The organism is Alteromonas oceanisediminis, from assembly GCF_018474025.1.
Taxonomy (GTDB): Bacteria; Pseudomonadota; Gammaproteobacteria; order Enterobacterales; family Alteromonadaceae; genus Alteromonas_E; species Alteromonas_E oceanisediminis.
The window spans coordinates 16348-33879 of the sequence record NZ_JAHCTA010000006.1 but is presented as its reverse complement, the minus strand read 5'-3'; the positions used below and the strand labels follow the sequence as shown (position 1 = coordinate 33879).

The 17532-nt window shown below is 43.3% G+C and carries 16 protein-coding genes; 8 read left to right on the top strand and 8 right to left on the bottom strand.

Features of this window, described 5'->3' with window-relative positions:
- Window positions 1-125 precede the first annotated feature (125 nt).
- From KIU71_RS11505 to KIU71_RS11495, 3 genes are all read right to left on the bottom strand, one after another.
- A complete protein-coding gene (locus KIU71_RS11505) occupies window positions 126-932 on the bottom strand; it encodes a TIGR03915 family putative DNA repair protein (RefSeq protein ID WP_214131437.1) in 807 nt (268 codons plus the stop codon).
- A gap of 16 nt (window positions 933-948) precedes the next feature.
- Window positions 949-2190 carry a putative DNA modification/repair radical SAM protein gene (locus KIU71_RS11500; RefSeq protein WP_214131436.1) on the bottom strand — a complete coding sequence of 414 codons (1242 nt, stop codon included), beginning with the start codon at window positions 2188-2190 and terminating at the stop codon, window positions 949-951.
- A 511-nt stretch (window positions 2191-2701) separates the two neighbouring features.
- Window positions 2702-5761 carry a Tn3 family transposase gene (locus KIU71_RS11495; RefSeq protein ID WP_214131435.1) on the bottom strand — a complete coding sequence of 1020 codons (3060 nt, stop codon included), beginning with the start codon at window positions 5759-5761 and terminating at the stop codon, window positions 2702-2704.
- A gap of 199 nt (window positions 5762-5960) precedes the next feature.
- Here KIU71_RS11495 and KIU71_RS11490 point away from each other — a divergent pair, with 199 nt between their 5' ends.
- Window positions 5961-6776 (top strand): SprT-like domain-containing protein, encoded by an 816-nt coding sequence (locus KIU71_RS11490; protein ID WP_214131434.1) that lies wholly within the window; start codon window positions 5961-5963, stop codon window positions 6774-6776.
- Window positions 6777-6800: 24 nt separating this feature from the next.
- Here the strand turns inward: KIU71_RS11490 and KIU71_RS11485 are convergent, their stop codons facing one another.
- The 3 genes from KIU71_RS11485 to KIU71_RS11475 all read right to left on the bottom strand — a co-directional run bounded on the left by KIU71_RS11485 (window position 6801) and on the right by KIU71_RS11475 (window position 9638).
- Entirely contained in the window at window positions 6801-7073 is a 273-nt protein-coding gene (locus KIU71_RS11485; protein ID WP_214131433.1) for a hypothetical protein, read from the bottom strand.
- A 643-nt stretch (window positions 7074-7716) separates the two neighbouring features.
- Window positions 7717-9132: a DEAD/DEAH box helicase gene (locus tag KIU71_RS11480; RefSeq protein ID WP_214131432.1), complete on the bottom strand. Its 1416-nt coding sequence runs from the start codon at window positions 9130-9132 to the stop codon at window positions 7717-7719.
- Window positions 9132-9638: a hypothetical protein gene (locus tag KIU71_RS11475; RefSeq protein ID WP_214131431.1), complete on the bottom strand. Its 507-nt coding sequence runs from the start codon at window positions 9636-9638 to the stop codon at window positions 9132-9134. Before KIU71_RS11475 ends, KIU71_RS11480 begins: the two co-directional genes overlap by 1 nt.
- A 104-nt stretch (window positions 9639-9742) precedes the next feature.
- On the opposite strand from KIU71_RS11475, the gene KIU71_RS11470 reads away from it, so the two are divergent.
- The gene (locus KIU71_RS11470; protein WP_214131430.1) at window positions 9743-9970 is read left to right on the top strand and encodes a helix-turn-helix domain-containing protein; all 228 of its coding nucleotides are present in this window, start codon (window positions 9743-9745) and stop codon (window positions 9968-9970) included.
- A gap of 7 nt (window positions 9971-9977) precedes the next feature.
- On the opposite strand, the gene KIU71_RS11465 is transcribed toward KIU71_RS11470, so the two are convergent.
- Window positions 9978-10913, bottom strand: a complete 936-nt coding sequence (locus tag KIU71_RS11465) for a site-specific integrase (protein ID WP_214131429.1) — start codon at window positions 10911-10913, stop codon at window positions 9978-9980.
- Window positions 10914-11101: 188 nt separating this feature from the next.
- Between KIU71_RS11465 and KIU71_RS11460 the strand changes: the two genes are divergently transcribed.
- From KIU71_RS11460 to KIU71_RS17845, 5 genes are all read left to right on the top strand, one after another.
- A complete protein-coding gene (locus KIU71_RS11460) occupies window positions 11102-12091 on the top strand; it encodes a DNA-binding protein (protein WP_214131428.1) in 990 nt (329 codons plus the stop codon).
- A gap of 579 nt (window positions 12092-12670) precedes the next feature.
- Window positions 12671-13054: a MerR family transcriptional regulator gene (locus tag KIU71_RS11455; RefSeq protein ID WP_214131427.1), complete on the top strand. Its 384-nt coding sequence runs from the start codon at window positions 12671-12673 to the stop codon at window positions 13052-13054.
- A gap of 76 nt (window positions 13055-13130) precedes the next feature.
- Window positions 13131-13475 carry a mercuric transporter MerT family protein gene (locus KIU71_RS11450; protein WP_214131426.1) on the top strand — a complete coding sequence of 115 codons (345 nt, stop codon included), beginning with the start codon at window positions 13131-13133 and terminating at the stop codon, window positions 13473-13475.
- Window positions 13476-13507: 32 nt separating this feature from the next.
- Window positions 13508-13783 carry a mercury resistance system periplasmic binding protein MerP gene (gene merP / locus KIU71_RS11445; RefSeq protein WP_214131425.1) on the top strand — a complete coding sequence of 92 codons (276 nt, stop codon included), beginning with the start codon at window positions 13508-13510 and terminating at the stop codon, window positions 13781-13783.
- Between the two features lie 49 nt (window positions 13784-13832).
- Entirely contained in the window at window positions 13833-14060 is a 228-nt protein-coding gene (locus KIU71_RS17845) for a GDCCVxC domain-containing (seleno)protein (RefSeq protein WP_250207464.1), read from the top strand.
- 254 nt (window positions 14061-14314) lie between these two features.
- Here KIU71_RS17845 and KIU71_RS11440 read toward each other — a convergent pair whose 3' ends face one another.
- Complete coding sequence (locus KIU71_RS11440; RefSeq protein ID WP_214131424.1) at window positions 14315-14563, bottom strand: hypothetical protein; 249 nt, start codon at window positions 14561-14563, stop codon at window positions 14315-14317.
- A gap of 351 nt (window positions 14564-14914) precedes the next feature.
- On the opposite strand from KIU71_RS11440, the gene KIU71_RS11435 reads away from it, so the two are divergent.
- A complete protein-coding gene (locus tag KIU71_RS11435) occupies window positions 14915-17503 on the top strand; it encodes a TonB-dependent receptor plug domain-containing protein (protein WP_214131423.1) in 2589 nt (862 codons plus the stop codon).
- The last annotated feature ends 29 nt before the right edge of the window (window positions 17504-17532 follow it).

Here is a 17532-nt window from a genome sequence, read left to right as displayed (position 1 = left end):
TCGACGTGTTCACCTAATCGAGAGATTATTGGGTGAATTCAGTGTTTTTTATTGTCTTAAGATTTAAACAGGGCAGCGTGTCAAAAATCACGACGGCAATTTATCATTTCTGATGCCATACGAGACTAACGCTTTGGGGTCTGTTTACTCCCATCATTTATCATCCTGCGGGCTCTCGTATCCGACTCGCGTATCATATCGTCGATCAGCGCCGTTTCAGGCATATTCTTCCAGTATTTTTTAGGCATTGAGCTTAACATCGCATCTTTTTTGATACGGGCGGGATTAAATATATTAGCGTAGTAAGTGAGCCAATATTTTTCGATACGATCGTCTTCAGGAAATACGCTTGGGTCGGGATTATCTTCCAAAATGAGTTTTTCTGTGTCCCAGTGAGCCGCCCGATAAGGTGTCAGTATCGACCACCGCATATTCTTAAAACGCGTTTTAAAGAAGTCCAGTTTAATCTCTAGGCTATAATGTTCCGGTTCGTACCAGGCGATAAAGTGCTCTTGACCGTCAAGAGTCACTCCTCTGAATCGTAAAAATGCACTCATTTTATACGCATCGCGCTTCACCGCTTTAGCTAACGTGTAGAGATGTAGAACATCTTTATCCGTTTTCAATTCGATAAGGTTTTTGTTCTCGAAAATAACGCGCCATAAAACCCGATAACATAATGCAAAGCGGCTAGTATCCCGGTGACACAGCGCATAGTTGAAAAGTACTAAGACTGAATTGGGAATACGATGTCTTGTTTGTGCTTCACAGACTCCGGGACTTTGTTCAGCATCACCGAACAAATCGTCCTGTAAAGACTGAGAACCTTGCCAAACAATATGTTCAGGTGCGATGGATTGCGCCAAGCACTCTCTTGATGCAGTGCGCCACTCGCTGTAGCCCGGCACCGAATTGATTGAAATTGTTTTCATCTTGCTACTACTGACGTTAAGCGCCAAAAAGCTCAATCTGCTTCGGCGGCTTGAACTGTAGCTCAAAATTGTTGCTCTCAAGCAAATGAATAGCAGGTGAATAGTCACAAACACTAATGAAAGGCTTCAGCTTTTGTAATGGCAGACGCATCTTCGTGAGATCCATCCAGCTGAGTTTAGTATAGCGACGGATCGCCAAAATTTTCTGTACGGTACGCGCACCTAGGCCAGGTATTCGCAATAAAAGCATCTTGTCGGCTTTATTTAAATCAATTGGAAACACATGACGATTGCGTAATGCCCATGCGAGTTTGGGGTCATGGTCCATATCAAGCATGTCGTCGTGGACGATTTCCTCAAGATTAAATCCATAAAAACGCAGCAGCCAATCAGCCTGATAAAGACGATGCTCACGGATCAAAGGTGCTGGTCTGAGCGGCAACACTTCAGACGCATCTGGAATTGGCGAAAATGCTGAGTAGTAAACCCGGCGTAATTTTTGTTGGCTATAGAGTTTAACGCTCGTGCTCAATATCACTTTATCATTCGAATCGTCGGCCCCAATAATCATTTGAGTAGACTGCCCGCCAGGAGCGAAGCGAGGAGGGCGCTTACCACGATACGTTTTATCTACTTTATGCTCCGCAATCTTGTCTTTTAGCGTATTCATGGAACCATGAATGGCGCCCAGATCTTTTTCCGGCGCATACTTGTTCAATGAAGGCTGGGTTGGCATCTCAATGTTAATACTTAACCGATCGGCATATAAGCCGGCTTCAGCTTGTAACTCAGGCGACGCATTAGGAATTGTTTTAAGGTGAATATATCCCTTAAATCCGTGTTCAACACGTAATGATTTTGCGATACGTACCATACTTTCCATCGTATGGTCGGGAGAACCAACAATGCCTGAACTCAGAAACAAACCTTCGATGTAGTTGCGCTTATAAAAGTTCAGCGTTAAATCTACCGTTTCTTTCACAGTGAAACGCGCACGCCGAACGCTACTCGAGACCCTATTTATGCAATAGTGACAATCGTAGATACAATAGTTTGTCATTAATATTTTGAGTAAAGATACACACCGCCCATCAGGGGTGAAACTGTGACATATACCCGAACCGCCAGTCAGAGAACCAATGCCGGTTTTTTCGGTTTTACCCGCTTTTCGTTTACCGGCTGACCCGCTCGCACATGAAGCATCATACTTGGCAGCATCTGAAAGTATTTCGAGTTTTTGTATCAGTTTGTCATGCATCGCAGTTTATTATTTTCGTTAATAACCATAGGAAAGATACGCGAGTATCAGCAATCAGTATCTACGTACTCAATTTTATAGGCATGTATGAATATACAGTTAATATGTATGTGTGTACAGTATTTTGGCAAGACACCAATAGCAGCTAAGTCCTTAACTTTTTAAAACAAGTCAAATTTCTTTATGGGAGCATACAATCCTTGTAACAGCGAAAGGTGCCGAGGTACTGACACTTAGGCCCGAAGAAAAAGTCATGCTTTAAGTACCGTGTTTTGGCGCTTTTATCCGATTTATAATTATCCAAATGCACTAATTTGACGAAACTGCGTTCTCCTACGTCAATAGTTTTAGCGCTGCAGACGAACTTGATGAGTATCTCAAATTTTACATAAAGGCGCGCAGTGTGCGGGAACGACGCGTTTCGGCTTTAATTGAATTTCGGCTGATTTACCGTCTTAGTCACAACGATTCGAATGTCGAAATATAAACCACTGATTTAACAAAGTTTAATTTAAATAGAAACACTCATCATTTCCTTGAGAGATGATTTAAAAGCGCTAACTGAGCTTGGATTAAATTCATAAACGCCTTTAAAATTAATGTGTGCCCAAGCTATTACTGAACCAGTTCCAATCAGCTCTATGACGTGTTTTCTTTCCTCTTGAGAATCAAGAGTGAGATAGTAATCAGTTAGAAATAAATAATTCCAGAGTATTATCATATTCCGTATTAGTGTGTTACTCGCCATAACCAATTCAATTTCATCTTTTAGCCCAACTTGCAGTTTTCCTTTCCTTCCAAACATTATCTCGTCCGCTAACGACTGGCCTAGTTCAACTCGGTTTAATTGTTTTTGTATGTTCTGGCGTAGTTCTTCATCATCGATGTAATTGAGAATGAAGTATGTTTTTAATAGCCGCCCAAACTCTTTAAACGCTTTGTAGAGGGTACTATCTCGTTCACTACTTGAGAGCATTTTTAACATCTGCGAAGCACTACATCGTTTTAACTTTATTGATGCCATCAGCCTGAGAATATCATCCCAGTTTTCCAGAATGAGCTTTTTATTAATCTGAGTTTTCGGAGCTATTGCACCATCTGATTGTTTTCTTAAAGATTTTGCTTCATAAGCATATAAGGTTTGTTCGTGGACGTTTTTAATCCTCGGTGCAAATGATATGTTCAAAAAATGAAGACCCGCAAAAACAGCCTCAGTATAACCATGGGTATCTGTACTGTGTTTATGTTCATAGATATCTTCATGAGTGAGCGTATGCGCAGACGATACCATTCCTTCAAATACGGAAGGAGCCTCTCGATCGGATGAGGTCAGCACGTTGACATGAAAGAATGACTGTTTTTCGTCTACAAAGCTATTTACGCTTATCCCTTGTTCTTTTCCATAGTATTTGTATGAATAATTCGCGAGCAGTGAGTTGACATTGACAACCACTTTTTTGCCATCGCTGCTAGAGTGCAGGACACCGCGCTCATTATTAAACACACAAGGTAATGGCAATGATTGAAGTGTCTTTACAAGCTGAGCATTGGCGGAACGTAAATTTGCCAACGACACCCATTTATTTTCTACATCCCTCAAGACCTTTGCGGAGACTAACTTTGAAGCGCGCGCCAGTTCAGTATGCCCAATGTTTGTTCCAAGGCTCAATATTACTGCAAAGAGTAATTTGGTATCGATATCGCTTTTTCCGCCTATTGGTAGTCGGTTGTTGAAGCAAGCGGACACGTTAGTATGGCGTTCGACTTCAAACATAACGTCCTGCAAGGTTACTGATTTGGCTGAGCCTAATAGCGTAGGAATGTATTTTTCAACTGAAAATTCAGGCTCAGGATAGCGAATACGCCATTCGCCGTTTTCATTTAGCTTGAAATAAGGATTTTCATCTTGCGCTATACGTCTATTAACACTGATAAATTTCTCTGTTACCTCGTTACCAATACCACTCAAGATCGTTGGTGCAACCACAAACCTATCAAGTGACGATGCTAGTAGAAGCTGCGGTTTGTTTGCGGCCCATTCTTCTTGACTGATCATGTAGCTTGGTGTTTGACGATATCTGTAGGAATGCACCAGCGTTAAGTTCTTATTTTTTAACGCATCGGCTATTGCCATAAACAAAAGGACTCGAAACTTTGTAAGTGGTTGAAACTCATCCTCTGTTTCCAGTTGTTGCAGGTCTGCCGATTTCAAAAATGCGGTAGGGGTTGCTTCATCAATATGTGTTGGCGAATTTTTAAAATAGTTAATCGCTTCAACCAATGCTTGGTTTTTACTATCTGCGTCGAACGACATGGATTGCACCAGCTTTCCAAGTAACCGTTGTAACTTAATGCCATTGTTAAACATTGCACTATAAAAATCGATATGTGCACGTTCACGTAGGATACTGGTGCTTATGCGCTCGATGTGATCGTCAAATTCAGGATCTTCAGCTTTAAAAAATGCAGTGACTAATTGCCGTATCCGCTCGTCGCGTTCATGCAGTGATAGGGTCTTATCGTTAGTCAGTGACTGGATCAGTTTTAGCACACGTTTTGCGTCTTTAGCTGCATCGACTACCGCCTTGTTCGACTCTAACACCTTGGCGCGTTTTTCATCTAACCGCTTTCTTTCATTTCCTCTGGCACTATTGGAAAATGAACGCACGACTTTGATAATTGCGTCAGCTGCAAAGTCTTGTCGTTTGTAATACTGGTCAAATATAAATGCCGCAAAGTAAACTGCTCGTTTGTTATCATTTTTCAGACGGCGGATTTCATCCTGATTCGCTAAGTATAGCGTATCCGAAAAATGTTTTACCGCCTCAGTGGTTAAACGCAGTCCAGAATAGAGTTTGCTTAGGTCAAAGAACTGTTCGGAATACAATTGCAGAATATCGGCATTTTGGGAAAGATCGCGTTGCGACACCCCTTGATTAAAACGTTTGAGTTGTTTAACCGTAAAATGTGTTGAGTGATAACTAAAAAACGAAGTCAATGCGCTTTTTTTCTTTGGCGGCAGTAATTCGTTGACCTTTTCGGTTATCTTTTCATCAAAAACACGGAATTCCGCGGCGATTATATCGGCAAGTTGCGAATAGGAAGGAATTACAACACGTCTCATCCAGCAATAGGCGACCAATGAAAACAAGAGGTCCTCTTTATGCATACGCACCGCGACCAAGCTGTTGGCATACTGTCTAAGGTGGTCAATATTGTCGTTTTTACATGGATGCCAATCGAAGAGCGCCAAGATTTGCTTTCTGTGCCGAAACGATGTTTCAGCTGTATACGACTCAGGTGTAAAAATCACCGCAGAGCCGATCGCTTTAGCGGCGCGCTTGATGTCTATTTGTGCGAATTGTTTTGCTTCGAAAAAACGTCCTTTTGCTTGAAAGTAGGCCTTTTGTACTAAAAAGCCAATTTTGATGTGGTCAGATTGCATTCTATTGCAGATTTTTCGTGTGTCTGCATCTAATGTAAAGTAACCATCTCTCGCTTCTTTTGTCAGTTTAGGTATACTCTCAAACGCGCGCTGCCTGGCTTTTGAGAGGATTTTCATGCGCGCCATTAGTTGACCTCTTATTCTTTTTTTTCATATTTATTTAAGCAAATATATTGAAAAACGCATTTTTTTACAGTGTACACTGTAAAAAAAATCAATAATGGGTATAAGAACGTCCGTACCTATTCCAAATAGCGATTAAAAATGGGTTAATCTCACGCCTATAAGCTGTACACTACAATTATAATTCTTGGACTGTATTACAATGTCTCCGACGAACGAATTGTATCTCCCGTTGATTAATGCATACGATCATTTTAACGATCAATTGTTTGATGGTGCATTAGCGCCAGTTATTTTTACTCTGCAACGAAAAAAGCATGTAATGGGTTTCTTTGCAGCACAGCGGTGGGGGAATATTGATGGCAAAACGTGCTCTGAGATAGCGATAAATCCTTCTTATTTTGCTTCATCACGCCTTATTGAAGTTATGCAAACTTTAGTGCATGAAATGGCTCACGCATGGCAACATCAGTATGGCACTCCTAGCGACGGGCATTATCATAATAAAGAGTGGGCGTTACAAATGGCGAAGATTGGCTTGATGCCCTCAGATACTGGTGAGCCAGGTGGTAGTGTTACAGGTCGTCACATGAGCGACTACATCTTAAAAAATGGGCGCTTTCTTAAAGCAGCAGAAACACTGATTGCTGACGAATCATTTACATTATTATGGGTCGATAGATTTGCTTTACCCAAACTCCATGAGCCAGTAGTCGTCGACAGTACGTTATCCGCTGGTGATCAAACGTCAACTGATACATTAATGGCTATGTCTTCTGGGGCTGGTCAAGACGTGATCCAACCATTAAACGCTCACTGTCACCAAGAGTATCCTGCCATGCCACAAAGTCTGCAGGACCAGTTAGGTGATAGCTTCTTTATTCAAGAAGTCGCTAAACGACAGACTCGTCAAAAATACGAGTGCCCTAATTGCTTAAACAAAGTCTACGGCAAACGTGAACTCAATATCATTTGCGCAGATTGTGAGTTGCCTTATGTAGCAAAAGTCAGCCAGTAGTCAAAAGAGGCATCAACATCTTATCTATAAAAGTGATATTTTTACTATTGCTATTGCCACTATCATTCGGTGCAAAGGGTAAAGTTGAGAAACATGATGAGCCTCAACCGTGATAGTTGCGTCTACTCTAAACACAGGAAAGCGGTCGAACAAAGGAAAAGAAAAACCTTGCTTTGCTAAGTCTTTGCACGCGCGCATGAATGGCTCATCCAGCAATACGTAATCTATCATCGCTTCACCTGTCACTGAGCCCCTTGGCTTTCCTGTTGAATAGGGCTTCAAACTGATATCCAACATCTTGTTCGCCTACTGTTGGTTATGGTATCCGCGTCGCCCAAGTACACCAAAATGCCCCTACCAAATATTTGTCGTCTCAAGTACGAGCGTTTCACATATTTCAATTAACGGGTATCTAGTAATGTAATAAGGGTTTATTGCAATTTCACCGGCGTAGATATTGTTACCTTGTTCCGAGCGCTGAAATGAGGCTCAACCCATGACGCGATTTCGTCTGCGGCTGGGGAAGAGATCTAAGGTCAACGGGTGTCGAACAGCTCTTTATTCAAAAAGTCTAAGGCGTATTGCAGCCATCCATACGTTTTTTCTGTAGATGTTTTAGGCTATCGTAAATGACTCAATTCGCTTCGTTTTGAATAGTATGATTTAAAGTTTCCCTAGCAAAGATCTAACTTATCGAAGTAAATCAACAGCATGAACTCACGTCAACTGGCCTGATCTGTACGATTTCGAGAATAAGAATTGCATCAAAACTATAAAATTAATTTACACAAACATCAAAAATCTAATAGCAATATACAAGAAAAAGACGTGAATTGTGTTAGGCAAACCCTCGTCGAACCCCGCGACGTTGATGAGTAGACGCGAAAATGAAAGCGCTACACTGCCCATTTAAAGCTGTCGATTTAGATGACACAGTGAACTAGATGTAACGCAAAACCTCTTCTTTGTATTTCCCATAGGCACTCACACTCACTACGCTCGATGGCACTGTATTTGTGGAGGTGAGTGAGTGTGCTTGTATCAATGGTGTATTGCTCAAGCTCGCACTGTCATCGAAATTGTTGTCATCGGAAAAACGGTCATGTGTGTGGTCGGCAGGTAAAAGGGGGAGTGTTGAGGTCTGCGAGACAAGTATCGTTGATGTCGACGCCAATTTTGGCCGCTCAATGACAACGGCATCAGGCACTTCGCATTGCAGACGATTAGCATAGGTAACAAGATCAGGTTGCGCAGGAATGAATAGTACCGCCGTATTGGCATCATGTTTCCCACGACATCGCAGCACCCGACCAAGGACTTGCCTAAAATGCAGCTCCGTACAAATTCGACTTAAGTGACAACATACCTGCAGACGCGGGATATCCGTACCTTCCGTGACCATTCCGACCGTGACTAGCCATTTTTGATTACTTTTTCTGTATCGCCTGAGTTTTTCTTGGCTATTGAGTTCCTCGCTCGTGATGATACAAACCGGTTCATTAGTCATGCTCTGTAGTTCAGTTTGAATGTATTTTGCGTGGGCAATGGAAGAGGCGATAACGAGACCGCCGGCATCGGCATAGCGTCTTCGTCTTTTAGTCAATTCGTATACTGAAAGGCTAAGCATATGATTCACGAATAACGGATTTTCCAGCACCATCTCGTAACGTAGACCATCATGGGATATCAAGGAGGCTAACGAGTCATGACGGGTGTCGCCGTCTCGCTCATGGGTGACTGTCCAGTGCTCATTGTCGATGACCGAGATTATCGGCGCGCGGCAGACGCCATCGGCTATCGCTTCTTTTAAGCCATAACAATAATGCATCTGTGGCGAAAACAACGCGTTGTAGCGCAGCGTGGTGACCGGTAAACGATCGGAACGCCATGGCGTCCCGGATAGCGACAAGGTATAAGCCTGTTCATTTTGACTGGTCAAGGCCAAAAGGGGATCCGCCCACGCCGTCGCCTCGGTTTTATCCTGGCCACCGCAATGATGGATTTCGTCCACAACGATGGCTAGGCGATAACTGCGTAGTCGATTGAGAAGTGCAGGGTGTAGACTCGCTAAACTTTGATATGTCATGCACACGCCTACAGCATTAAACTGCCCGTCCATGGGGAGAGAGAGTGCCTGTTCAAACGTTCTTTGTAACCCCGCTTTGACGGTTAGTGAAGGCGCGACGCATATCACATAATCAATCATATCCAGATCAAGTAAACGCTTAATGGTAACTGCAGCGAAGACGGTTTTACCCGCACCGGGCGTCGCTAAACAGCCGAATTGTCGATAGCCGCTATAAAAATGTGCAATGGCAGTGTCATGGCAGGCTTGTTGCCAACGCCGCAGCTGCATTAGTGGTGTACTAATAAAGATTCAAGCGCCTTTATTTTACCCAAGGTACGCACGTTCTGATCTTTAAACGCACTTAATTGTTGATCAATACGTGCGGCCATGTCTGGAAATTCGGTTTTTAAACTTTCAAGCTCCTCCGTTGCCCCCAGGCTGATCAAAATATCGTGTTGGCGTGCCACTAATCGCTTTTGGATTGCAGGATGATTATTGTTAAGGAGGAGCTCATCATCCATTTTCTTGTCGGTCTGCGGATTATTGATCGCGCGCAATTGAACGGTTGCACGATAATGCGCTGCTTTATCGCTATTTTCCGTGACATCAATTAACAATCCATGCTTGATAAAGGTCCGCATAAAACTGTGCACCCAACGTCGTACGTCATTTTTATTTTGGGTGTCTGGGTACAGTTTCATGTAACGATCACGAATTTCAGTAACGCGAAAACGATGTGTATCAAATGTGGAAATGGCCTGAACTAAACCAGAGTGGGGCGTAAACTGCCGCATAACATACCTTTTTACTGCAAAGGGAATTTTAAAGATGCGGATTATAGTCCGTGGTTTATTAAGCCGCAAGTAGAGATATTACTGACTTTTAAGCAGGTCGGTTTATGTCACAGTTATCCCTTGCATTGGGACGCATCATTCGTGCATCGCGCAAATCAGCGGGTTTGTCACAAGAGGCGTTAGCGTTAAAAGCGAAAGTGGACAGGAGTTACATGGGCCGCATTGAACGCGGTGAAGCCAACATCAGTATCGAATTATTGTATCAATTGGCCGATGTCATAGGTGTCACGCCGGACAGCTTATTACCCACTTCAGATGACATTCATGAATAAACATGAGTCAAGCGCTGTGTTGGAAGGTAGGATGCAACGTCTCCAAATAGGCCATGGCCGTGCGGGTGTCTTTCCATCCGACGTGTGTCATCAAATCGTTTAAGCTCCAGCGCTGTTGCGCTGCCCAGTATGCGAAACCGCGACGAAGCGAGTGGCTAGAAAACGTCTGTGCGTTGTGTATGCCCGCTTTCTCAAATCGTTGTCTGAGTATGCGACTGATACTTCTGGGGTTAAGGGCATGCTCAGCGATAACACCCCAACGGTCTATTTTCCTGAATATGGGCCCTTCGTGCTCGCTGAGCACCCCTCGCCAGCAATCCAAGGCCGCGGTTGGGCACAGCGTATTTAAGACCGGCAGTGGGTAGTGTTTACCCGCGTAGTGGCGATCGCCTTTCGATTGTGACAGGTAAAGTGACAGCCCGTGATGTGGGGATTGCTCGACGTTTTGGAGTAACAGTCGGGTGAGTTCATCGCTTCTAAATCCCCGCCAAAACCCCACCCAAATCAGCGCCCGATCACGTGTTGCGCGCACAGATATTCCCTGTTTGTCAGACTGACATTCCACGTTAAGATGGCGATCCAACTGTTCTAACATCGCCATCGCGAGAGGCGGTGCTTTATTCACGGGGGCAGGGTGCAAGGCGCGAATGCCTTTTAGTACTTTTTTCACCTGCATCGCTTTGGTTGGATCAACAAATCCTTGGCTTTGATGCCACTGTGATAGGGCCACCAGTCGTGTTTTCAGGGTATTGAAAGTCAGCGTCTGGGCATAATGCGCCAAATACCGACATAGTGTGTCACTGGTTGTCGGCAAAACACCTCCCCAGTCTACTTCAAAATGCTCTACTGCGCCGCGGTAGGTCCGTCGTGTATTGTCACGGGTAGCCGCTTCGATGTAATCGTTGACCGAATGTATTTGTACGTTTCGCGTTGAGGAGGGCATGCAGCGATATTTCGACCTAACTGTCTAATTCTCACGTCAGTATGTATCAGTATTACCATTAATCAAGCGTACTAGCGCGTAAAGGTGATATAAATCATGATTATCACGCGTGAGTAAGTTAACGCATTGTGATCATTTAGATAGATTACTATACTGTAAATACGTATTACGTAATATGGTACATAAAAATGGCTAGAAGTGGGATCACGCTAAAAAACGTTGAACAGGCCAAACAAGCTATTCTGGCGCGAGGTGAGAATGTATCGATTGATGGTGTGCGCGCAGAGCTTGGGCATACCGGTTCGAAAAGTACGATCCATAAACATTTAAGACACTTGGAAGACGTACAGGGCACTACAGTCGTACAACTGCTGCTATCGGATGAATTACAGGAACTAATCAATCACGTGGCTGCGCGTGTAACCAAAGAGGCGCACACGACACTTGACCAAAAAACAGCCGTGTTTGAGGAACGTATAAAAGATAAAGACAGGCAGATAAATGCGCTGACTGAACAAGTTAATGCGTTGACGGCGCAAAATCAGGCGCAAAGTAATGCGCTCAAGGCGTTGGAAGAAAAAAATGCGTCACTACGTACAAAAAGTGAAAAAGACCAGCACGATATTGCTCTCAAAACACAACGAATAAAGGCACAGCAGGAGCAGATTGACGCGACACAAAAATACAATACCTCTCTTGAAGAAAAGCACCAAGATGCACGACAAGCACTTGCTCATTACCGAGAGGCCGTAGCACAACAGCGTGAACGAGAAAACGAGAAACATGAGCAAGAGTGTGCTCGCCATCGTCAAGCATCATATGCGGCTAATCAAGCGTTAACAGCGAAGCAGACCGCGCTAAGCGAGGCAAAATGTCGCCTTGAGTCGCTCGAAACGAACCTGGTCGTTGTCAGCGGTGAACGGGATGCAAGCCGTGATACCCAGAAACAATATCAAAAGCAAATGCGCCAATACCAAGACAAAATAGATAAACTGATAGCTAATTACACAGCATTGCAAGCCAAGCATGAGCATATGCAAGAGCGAGATGCTGAACTTGCTCAGGTCAATAGTGATCTCAAGCGAGACAATGGGAAAATGCGCGACGAAAAAAGTCGTCTTGAAGGACAGTGTCAGACGCTCCAAGATCTGATTGATAAATTGGGGCAGGTAAATTAGTGTGAGACATAACATGGGAAACGTAATTCAACTCGATTGATTAGCTAGAGATAAGAAAAAAGCTTACACCACTTTTGCTGCAATAGATCCTGACATAGGCCCCCCAAAGAGCATGATCGTTTAAATTGTCAAAATCCAACATTCCTCTCACGATTTTATCAGTATGAGATATTTGTAGAACTACAAATACCTCTAAAGTACAACAATGCTTAATTGACACATTGTTGCATTTCACGTTTTTGGTATTTTTGTGTGCCTCACTTGTTTTTAATTGACCGTTTCTTTTAGTCAAAGTAACGTTTGCTAGTTCTTGGCCGTGCTCGAGATATATTGAGTATTCAGCAACCGACGCAACTCTTTTAACGCTTCGTAGAGGCTGCTGTCGCCGCAGACTAATAAGAACTTAGTTAGTGTGATTACCGTAGGAATATGTTGATCTAAGCACCGACCAACGTTGTCGCATTTAAGGCATAAGTAAGTATTATCCACTCCAGTAATTGTGTAAATGTTGCCCAACATGCATGAGTTGACTCAACGTTTTGTATATTATTGCATTAGTGAGAAAATTAAAGGTTATCAATGTACACAATAAGTAAACTCGCGACAGAGGCAAGTGTTGGGGTAGAGACCATCCGTTTCTATGAACGCAAAGGCTTACTTGAACAACCCATCAAGCCAATGCAAGGGTACAGGCAATATACAGCAGATGCACTTTCAAGAGTATTGTTCATAAAGCGTGCACAGAGCTTAGGTTTTACGTTGGCAGAAATATCATCATTATTAGTACTGAGTGCGAGCAATTGTGATGATGTTCAGCAACTCGCTGAGCAAAAGCTCGTCGTAATTGAAGATAAGTTAAGAGATTTGCTTCACCTTCAGGAAAGCCTAATCTCACTCGTTTCGGACTGTAAAAAAAATCCAAGTGATAAAGATTGCCCCATAATGCAATCACTCCAACCGTAAACTGACACATCACTTGACTCCGTACCCATGTACGGCGTTTATACTGTTATTACAGCGTAATTAAGTAGACGCAAATATGGCAAAAAGTAGTGAACTATCAATCGTAGGCGGACTTGCCGCCGCTATCGGTGCCAGTGCCTGCTGTGCTGGGCCACTTGTTTTGCTGTTATTGGGAATAAGTGGAACATGGATTAGCCACTTAACACTTATGGGCCCTTATCGTTCTCTTTTTATATTTGTGGTTGTAGTTTTATTTGGTTTTGCTGGGTGGAAGATATATCAGCCAGTTGAAAACTGTCAGGATGTCGAGGCATGTGCAGCGCCAAAGGTAAGAACGCGACGAAAAGCAGTGTTTTGGTTTACCACAATGTTGGCGCTTGTTTTGATTACTAGCAACTACTGGATCATATGGGTCGTGTAGATACCATGACGTAACTCTAATTGGAGAAAAAGATGAAGAAATTATTGATTACCACATTATTATTAATAAGCAGTACGGTGGCGTTTGCCAAGGATGTAACTGTTACGTTAGAAGTTCCGTCAATGGATTGTGTAACGTGCCCGATAACAGTAGAAAAAGCACTTGAGCGCGTTAGAGGCGTAAAACAAGTGGAAGTGACATTTAAAAATAAACTTGCTGTTGTAACATTTGACGATAAGGTGACAAATCCTGATGCATTGGCTCAGGCTACAAAGAATGCAGGTTATCCTTCACTGGTAAAGTGCTAATTCTTTCGCTAGTTGAACGCTAATAAAATCCTCTGAGGAATACCAAATTATGCCGAAAATAGAGCTCTCGTCGACGATCACTTGCCCACGTTGCAGTTACCGACAGCAAGAACAAATGCCAACCACTGCATGCCAATTTTTTTATGAATGCATTAATTGTAAATCATTGCTAAAGCCTCTGAGTGGCGACTGCTGCGTTTATTGCTCATATGGCACAGTCAAGTGCCCTCCAATGCAGGAGGACAACAGCTGCTGTAATCAAAAAGTAGTCAGTTGAACAACTGGCTATTTTCATGCTGATTCATGCAAAACATGTGATTTCGCAACTCTCAGTGTAGTTGTATTCTTATCACTTCTAAACCACATACTACGCGCGCCGTTCGCGCTAACATCAATATCTAGTGCTTCGGTCAACTTTAGCGTACCTTTCTGTTGACCGAGGAGGGGGAATCAAAAGAGAACTCAATGACTACTTTCTCTATTTCCATGTCTACATAATATTTTGCCGTATATTAGGCGAATCTTGTCGTTTTAAGGCAGCAGGCCCGCCTTGCTTGACTCATTGTAGATAGCGGTAAATATTTTAGCGAGCCCCCCATTTTGACGCGACTTCTTAGAGACATTGTCTACTCTTTCAACCAAGGCAAGGATCTCTTGCTCCTTTTGAATTTGTAAGTCTTCAAACGCTAACTTACTCCGCTCATTGACTTCTGATAATGCGAGTATTCGCCCTAAGAGGTGCGCAGCAAACCCTTTCTTGCTGATGTTTCTGATTGACAATAGAGTGTTTGAACGGTGAGTTGAGGTTGAGAATTCACCATACTCACCCTTAACATGCCTCAAATAGTCAAAAACAGAACATTACTAGACAGGTAAAAGAGTGACCGAAAGTTTGCCTCGGCAACTGGCGATTACGACATTGTTACCTTCAAGCACAACCTTTCAGAAATGTAATCATCATGTAATCCAAGCGCCATGTACGCAATGAATGATTTTGTCAGTATTACGTTGAGTCTGCTTATATTTCAAGCAGTAACTTACCCCTTAGCGACACTGGATTTACAATTTTCGACATCAGATCGTTACAGGTAAATTTGACAACAATATTTAAGAAATAAACTAGGAATACACATGAACAGTTCCATTTTAAAAAAGGCGGGATTTACAAAGACTATTTTGTCTTTATCAGTCGCGCTTTCAATCTCGCCAACGCTGTTTGCACAAGAGCAGACAAATGCTAATGAATCCGATGTAGAGAAAATAGCGGTTGTTGGTACTCGCTCAGCACCACGCTCGGTAGGCGACTCTGCCGTACCGGTCGATATCATTAGCGCGGAAGAATTTAAAAGTACGGGATCCACAGACATTACTACAATGATGCAAGCCGCTGTACCATCTTTTAATGTTAATGATCAACCAATAAATGATGCATCGACCTTGGTGCGCCCAGCCAATCTAAGAGGACTAGCGCCAGATCATACATTGATTCTCGTTAACGGAAAACGGCGTCACCGCTCAGCTGTTATCACCTTTCTTGGAGGACAAATATCTGATGGTGCTCAGGGTCCTGATATATCAGTCATACCGTCTGTCGCGCTAAAACAGGTAGAGGTGTTAAGAGACGGAGCGGCTGCTCAATATGGTTCTGACGCTATTGCTGGTGTTATAAACTTTGCACTGAAAGATGATTCTGAAGGGGGCACAGTAGAATTCAATACGGGGCAATATTATGAGGGTGATGGCGCAACGACTATGGTCGCTGGAAATGTTGGTTTGCCTTTGACTGATCAAGGTTTCGTAAACCTCTCACTTGAATACAGAACCTCCGATCCGACGTCTCGAAGCGTACAACGTGATGATGCGGCGGCATTGATTGATGGTGGCAACAACTTCGTTGAGGATCCCGCGCAAGTTTGGGGGAGCCCCGAAATAAAAGGCGACTTAAAGTTTTTTGCAAACGCGGGATTGGAACTCGACGAAAATAGTGAAGCGTACTTATTTGGTAATTATGCAAGGCGAGAGGTTGAAGGGGGATTTTATTTCCGTAATCCACACAATCGCGGCGGAGTTAATGATGGCGGAACAAATGAAAGTGGCGAACAACTATTGCTTGTAGCCGATTTAACTCCGGATCTATCTGGAAACTGTCCGACCGATATTGCCGTCGGATCAAACGTTCTAGAGAACCCCGTTTACATTAACCAAGTCGCTAACAACCCAGATTGTTTTGCCTTCAACGAACTCTTCCCCGGCGGGTTCACTCCAAAATTTGGTGGGATCGTTACCGATGCATCACTGGTTGTGGGTACGCGTGGAGAGTTAGACAATGAGCTTAATTACGATGTAAGCGGATCTTATGGTTCGAATGAAATCGATTATGCAATTAGCAACACCATTAATCCGTCATTAGGACCTGATACTCCTACTTCTTTTAATCCAGGGCGTTATATTCAAACAGAAGCGAGTTTGAATATAGATATTAATAAGTTCATTGACATTGGTGGGAATGAGCCGCTGTTCTTAGCTGGCGGCATTGAATATCGCTACGAGTCATTTGAGGCGATTGCTGGTGATCCAAAGTCATATGAAGTGGGTCCGTTAGCAGCCCAAGGATTTGGCATTGGTTCAAATGGTTTCCCCGGTTTAGCAGCTAGATTCCAAGGAAAAAATAGTCGTAATAGTGCTGCGGTGTACATTGACTCTGAATATTTCTTTAGCGATGACTTTATGGTGAGTGCGGCCATTCGTTATGAGGATTTTACTGACTTTGGTAATACCACCAAAGGAAAACTCTCTGCTCGATATCAACTCAGCGACACCGTCGCTTTGCGAGGAGCAATATCGACGGGGTTCAAAGCCCCGACTATTGGGCAATCCAATGTAAGAAATGTTACAACGGCGTTTAGCGCGACGGGATTGGTCGATCGGGCAACGTTACCACCTTCTGATCCAATTGCAATCCAGAAAGGTGCTACTCCGCTTCAGCCTGAAGAAGCGACAAGTTATAGTGTTGGGTGGGTTGGAGAGTTTGATAATGGTGTGTTTATGACTATCGACTATTTTAACATAGAAGTTGAAGATCGGATCAGCACAACGTCAGGGATCACTTTAACGCAGACTGACATCGATACTCTTCTAGCGCAGGGGGTGACCGACGCATCGAGTTTCAGTGAGGTAAGTTTCTTTACCAATGACTTTGCAACATCTACTCAGGGCGTCGATATAGTTGCTAACTATTCTATGGAGATGTTGGGGGGTGATACGGTATTTTCCTTTGCTGGCAATTGGACTGATACTGAGGTTGATGATGTTAAAACATTCAGAGTGAATGGTGAGCAAGTACAAAATATTTCATCCACTCGTATACGAATGATTGAAGACAATTTACCTGAATACCGCTTCAGTCTGACAGGAAACCATACCAATGGGGACTGGCGCGTATTAACCCGGCTCAACTATTATAGTGAAATTTTTGAAGACCACATTGATGCAGGCTTGCCTATTGAAGAAGTGGGGGCGGAATACACTGTCGACTTCGAAATTGGTTATCATGTCAATGATGCGTTGATAGTCACACTAGGCGCTCGTAATGCGTTGGACAATTTCCCTGATGAGAATCGCCTGTATGATACCGAAGTCGCTGGTTCAAAGTACCCGACGACATCTCCAATTGGTATTAATGGTGGATTTTATTACTTAAAAGGGGTTTATACTTTCTAATTTGATTGACGCCTTAAACGCATGCTGTC